The sequence below is a fragment of the Bacillus sp. SIMBA_005 genome, assembly GCF_046535585.1.
Taxonomy (GTDB): domain Bacteria; phylum Bacillota; class Bacilli; order Bacillales; family Bacillaceae; genus Bacillus; species Bacillus pumilus.
This window is the reverse complement of sequence record NZ_JAWRWI010000314.1, coordinates 1-276: the sequence shown is the minus strand read 5'-3', so window position 1 is coordinate 276 and position 276 is coordinate 1. Positions and strand designations below refer to the sequence as shown.

The window sequence follows — 276 nt, the reverse complement described above, 5'->3', positions numbered from 1 at the left end:
CTGTTGATCGTCGCCGAAGACAGTATCCACCCGGATCTGGTCGAGCTGCACACGACCATCGCGTCCGAGGCGACCAGTCGAGAGCATCCTGCGCACGATCACTACGCCCGCCGCTACGAGAACGTGCGTACCTTCGCCACCCGGGTGTTCGAGGCCCTGGCTGAGCAGGGGCGGCTTCGCTCACCGCTCACGCCGGCCCAACTCGGCGCGTCCTTCGTCGCCCTCATGGACGGGCTCCAGCTCCAGTGGCTCTACGACCGGTCGGCTGTGCGTCCC

At 67.4% G+C, this 276-nt stretch carries 1 protein-coding gene; it reads left to right on the top strand.

The window, feature by feature from the left end:
• Window positions 1–276 (top strand): TetR family transcriptional regulator C-terminal domain-containing protein (locus SB660_RS20275; RefSeq protein WP_410584108.1); only part of this gene is annotated, 276 nt, incomplete at both ends.